This window comes from Bacillus cereus group sp. BceL291, assembly GCF_051776705.1.
Lineage (GTDB): Bacteria > Bacillota > Bacilli > Bacillales > Bacillaceae_G > Bacillus_A > Bacillus_A cereus.
Genome location: NZ_JBPWAP010000156.1, coordinates 1 through 5,335 on the forward strand (window position 1 = coordinate 1; position 5,335 = coordinate 5,335).

The following is a 5,335-nucleotide window of genomic DNA, read 5'->3' on the forward strand; positions in this document are numbered from 1 at the left end:
TGGGCATACATTCTGACTTTGGTTATACGTATCAACTAAATCTTGTGGGCATACATTCTGACTTTGATTATACGTATCAACTAAATCTTGTGGGCATACATTCTGACTTTGGTTATACGTATCAACTAAATCTTGTGGGCATACATTCTGACTTTGATTATACGTATCAACTAAATCTTGTGGGCATACATTCTGACTTTGATTATACGTATCAACTAAATCTTGTGGGCATACATTCTGACTTTGATTATACGTATTATTCGTGTTTATTATTTCTACACTGATAGATTCTAAATTTGTATATATTTTATTTCCTTTATCGTTTCTCCAAAATAAGAATGATTGGTTTTCAATTTTAAAGAGGCATATATATTTTCCTTGTCCTTTAAAATCCCCATAAGAATATATATTAATTAATTCATCTTCACATACATTAGGAAAATGATATTTTAGCATAAAATCTTTTCCTCCTATTAACTATTTTTATCGTGCATAGTTAAATCCTTTGGATACTATTGAATTATTAAGATAACTAGCTAACATCTATACCTATAGTTTTTCACTTTCAATCCTGATAAAGACACTATAGTGTATATTTAAATTTTTTATAAACCTTCGGTTCTTACTCATACACAAAACAAAAAAAACCAGATATTTGAGCAGATTGGGGATTTTCTTTCATCAATTTGATTTGTAACTCACGTACTTGAATATGATCACCATCAATGACATAATGTGGTAATTGCTGCACACTATATTTTAAAATATGGTCCACATATACCGTATCTTGAAAACTTAAGGAAATAGATGGATTTCTGTCCACCGTTGTATACATGTTTTCACACACAATGGGTTCAATAGAAAAATTCCCGATAAAAGAAAGGACTCCCTTAATCTTTAATACTTGTAAGTCAATTTCTACTTGTCCACATTCATCAATCTCAATACGTTTTTTACACGTATCTTTCGTCATAGACAAATGACTTACATCGTAAACAAGTTTCAAATCATTCGGCTTTTCAATTTGAAAACCTGATGGAAGGGAAACGATACACTGAAAAGGTATATGGTGTTTATGTTTAGTTATCCCATTCGGAACATCTCTACCTTCTTGCGATTCATGCATGGTATTCACCCCCTTCTACTTTCATTTATGGGTTTCAAGTACCTCTAAAACCGCTCTGCACATTCTATGTGGGGAGTAAACGGTATATGCCAATTATTCATCACAATATTTTCACGCCTCCCATGTTACATTTTGATGACTGTACGTTGAAATATACATATCATATACGAAGCGTACTTTTTACGAGTCACGTTATCCGTATGCATATCGTCCATTCTTCATCTGCCTACTTTTCTAGGAGAATCATGACACCTTAAACAGGGTAATAACTCTTTCATTGCTCTAAGAATCAACATCATATTTCTTGAATTTTTTTAAGGGATCCATTCACCGCTTTCTTAACTACTTCTGTCCTCCTCCTCATAGATTAACAGGTGTAATTAGAGAATCCATTTATTAAAGGCAACAATTGTTTAATTCATTTTCACACAGGTTGCCCCCTATTCCATTGATGAAATTGAATTCAATCACCTGTTAACTCTTTTCCTGCGGCTTTGAGTAAAGTATATCTCTAATCCAAAAAGAAAAAGCATAGATATCTTCCTCTATAGAGGAAGATATCTATGCTTTTTTATAAATGAAAAGTGCTACAAATATCATAAATATTCAAGATAATCGCATAGAAATGCGTTATTTTAAATTTTTTGTTCTATATGTATACTATGGTTGTATCTTTTTATGAGGAATAAGGGATATTATTGAGAGATACCATTGGTATTGCAGGAATTATTTTGGTTACTAATATGATTACAAGTATAAAAACGATTAGAGATGTGTAGAAAACAGGTAGATACAATACAAAAAAGAATTTCCCTGCACGTTTTATGAGTAAAAGAATTTACTCTTTATGGTTAATTTTGAATTAACGTTCGAAATGAACGTATTTTTGTTGACTGCTATATTTTTTATTCACCTCATTTAGGAACAGTAAATTTAATATATTTTAAACTAATTAGAGTTATATCAAAAAAAACTTAAACATTTATTTCGTTTGATTTCAGACCTATAATGACTTTTGTTTATAATTCACTAAAATAATTAAATCTTATGCACTATCTTCACCAATATTATGTACAATTGAAAAATATAGATGTGCTTGATTATTTTTAATCTCAATTGTACGCATATTTTATATTTGTTGAAAATGAGTAGAAAACTTGATTTGTTATAATAGCAATCACTATAAAGGAGTATTTTTGCTATTCGCTCCTGAACTAATTAATGAACGATTATTCTTAAAAGCTATGGATTTCACATAAATATTATATTTTTTACTTGAATTTGATTTAGCAATTACATAAGGGTTGTGAAAAATTGGTTTATATGTAGTTGAGACATATTGTTAGTCGCTCTAAAATCTTATAGCATACTGTTTTCTGTATTCAAAGCATTTTGCATTGAATGCATACCTCAGATTACTGGTTTATTTCTCATGTTTATATAATCTACATTTGCCTAGGGATTTGCACCATATTTTAAAATAGAAAAGCTTTAGCCCAATGTACTCAACGTTTTTTAGTTTGATAAAAAAATACTAATAATCTATATAAGGTAAACTTATCATTAATATATATATATATATTAATGATAGTTCAACAAGAGGAGTCAAATAATTTTGTGAATTTAAAAGTTATAAGAGAGAAAACTTCAACTATTTGAAATAGAATGATCGGAAGTATGAGTGACATATTTTAAAGGCAAATAGTAAGAAAATAGAATGAAAGTGTTCGTTGATTACTAGCTTAACGGATTACAATTAAATGGAACAAATCTTTGTTAAATCAGCAAGTTGTTAATTGTTTATCATCTGCACGAACTTTAAAAAGAAAAAGAACTATACAAGTTTAAAATATAAATAAAGCCACAATCTGTATTTGGATTATTTAAAATATATGATCTGTACGATGGGTTCCAAACTAATACAATGCGAGCTGTAAAAAATCTGTTACAACCCGCATTTTGTTTGTAAAAAGACAATCATCTCGAAAACAAACGACTTATTATTTTTGATGTCTTTTTTTATATTTATGTCTTAGTTATATAAAATATAATTAATTTCGTTCTTTGAAGAAATCCCTAAAGAGTATCTCAAAAAGGCTCTAATAAACTTGTTGGAATCTTTTTATTTTTTGTTTGCAAAATGCTCTTTTAAATTCTTAATCCATATAGATTGATGTAAATTAGTATTAGGAATCCAATTCCCTGATTCATGAGAACCTACAAATTCTCTATAGATGGGATGCCAAATAACAAGATAGACTTCATTTCCATATTGTACTTCATCAAATTGACGTAAAGGTTTTCCAAATTGGTCGGATTGGCCAATAGAAATCGCTCCTTGGTCTAGCATCTCTTTAAATTGCTTCAAACACATCATCCTTTATAATATTATTTTTATGTATATTTTTTAAGTATGTTGATATTCTTCTATAGAAATTTTAAAACAAAAAGAGAAAATCATCTAAAAGAGCATATTAAATAATTAATTCTATTAACAATTTTTTAAAGAATTATCCTATATAATTTTTGTGAAAGAAATAAGCATACGATATCCAATTCTTACAAGGGTAAATTAAATTGATATTTAAGCATAGAAGGAAACTTACTAGTTATTTTCAATCATTTAAGCAACTTCATTTTTGGGCACAATGTTAATGTATTGTACACATTATAAATGATAATAAGGTCTGGATTCATTGTATACCATGTTTTTTAAGTCTACTAAATTCCCCCATTATTTATCTTCTTTTTTATTGTGTTTTCTTTTTCCACCTAAAGTTTCAACTGCATTGATTAAAGGTTGTGGAAGCGGAATACCTATACGCCCAGCATTTTCTGAGATAGACAATAACTCATTTCCCACGAAGAAAAAGATTGTGGCTTCTCGAATGGCGCTATTACTTCCAAATATCATATCTAATTGAGTTGCAACGCCTACTAGAAGAAATAACACGACCTTTTTAGCAATACCTTTAAAGCCAATTTTGCTTTTTAATTTTCCATTATAACCTGCAGCAATCATTCCCGTAATGTAGTCAACTGAGACCATAGTTACTAAGATTTTTAATAATACATCCCATGCACCGAAAAAGTAACCGCAAAAACCACCAAAGGTGGCTAGAAATGTTTTCACTAATACAGCTTCATTCTCTAACATTCTCTACACTCCCTTCTACTATATTATTAATACTCAATGTATACTCTCATGCATGTATAAAGGACATAATCTGTATCCACTATTCTATAAATTTTTAAGATGCCAGAAATCCACTTTTTTTATGCCTATCTTTTCTCTTCCTACTCAGGCTCATGCACAACTATAGTTTAGACTACATCTATAAATAAAAGGATATATCTCTTTTCATATATGCATGAAAAATTATGTTTACAAATAATGGACCTATTTTTAATGTTTTTTAATGATATATCTCACCTTCATTAATTCCGCTATAAGCCCACTATTCTTGTACTCCATAGACTTAGTTAGAATTAGTGAGTAAAGTAAGATTCCAACTAAATTATTGTGAATTTATATTTTTATATACCCAAAATCCAATGCTTTTTTACGTATTTTTAGGAGTTTATTAAAATTTATCATATTGTGTACATGTTTATGTGTAGAAAAATATACTTATTGAAAAATGAAATTCTATTACTAACAAGTTAAGATAGATAAATTTAAAAGAATTAAAGATTGTGGTATTTTAAATGAAATAAATTATTAAAAAGCATTATATTGTATTGAAAATATAAACAAAAAAATCACTATTTTGGATGCTTCTCTTAAGCACCCCTTTCATCATATAAATAACTAATATGCCATCCTAAAAAATCACTCTTATTTTGTATAGAGGTTATTTTTTTCGTTTGTTTTTAAAATCCTCATTCTAATTCAGCTATAAAAGAGGAAAAAGTATATCTTTTGAAAAATATATACTTAAACTTATCCGAAGGAGTGTGATGGTTTTTGAAGCAGTTTAATGAGATTTTAGAAAAAGGAGCAATACCCACCGGACAATCCAATATAGTAGGAAAAGCGTTATGTCAATTTGATGAAATATAATATAAAAATGAGACTTACTTAATTGTTTGGTATCCCCCCATCCCTATCAAGCTAATAGTTTTAATTACCCCATAACGAAATTTTTAGCATCGTTAACTATTGATAATGATAGGTTATGTTAATAAAAATTGTATGGGTGATATATC

3 protein-coding genes and 1 pseudogene are annotated in these 5,335 nt (G+C 28.7%); all 4 read right to left on the bottom strand.

Annotated features, from left to right (window positions below):
- Positions 1–456: pseudogene (locus tag ACS2CR_RS33335) on the bottom strand (hypothetical protein); the annotation flags it as partial.
- A gap of 166 nt (positions 457–622) precedes the next feature.
- Positions 623–1,126 (bottom strand): hypothetical protein, encoded by a 504-nt coding sequence (locus ACS2CR_RS33340; RefSeq protein ID WP_060852700.1) that lies wholly within the window; start codon positions 1,124–1,126, stop codon positions 623–625.
- Between the two features lie 2,122 nt (positions 1,127–3,248).
- Entirely contained in the window at positions 3,249–3,500 is a 252-nt protein-coding gene (locus tag ACS2CR_RS33345; RefSeq protein ID WP_033679389.1) for a hypothetical protein, read from the bottom strand.
- A 360-nt stretch (positions 3,501–3,860) separates the two neighbouring features.
- Complete coding sequence (locus ACS2CR_RS33350) at positions 3,861–4,283, bottom strand: phage holin family protein (protein ID WP_000892197.1); 423 nt, start codon at positions 4,281–4,283, stop codon at positions 3,861–3,863.
- Between the last annotated feature and the right edge of the window lie 1,052 nt (positions 4,284–5,335).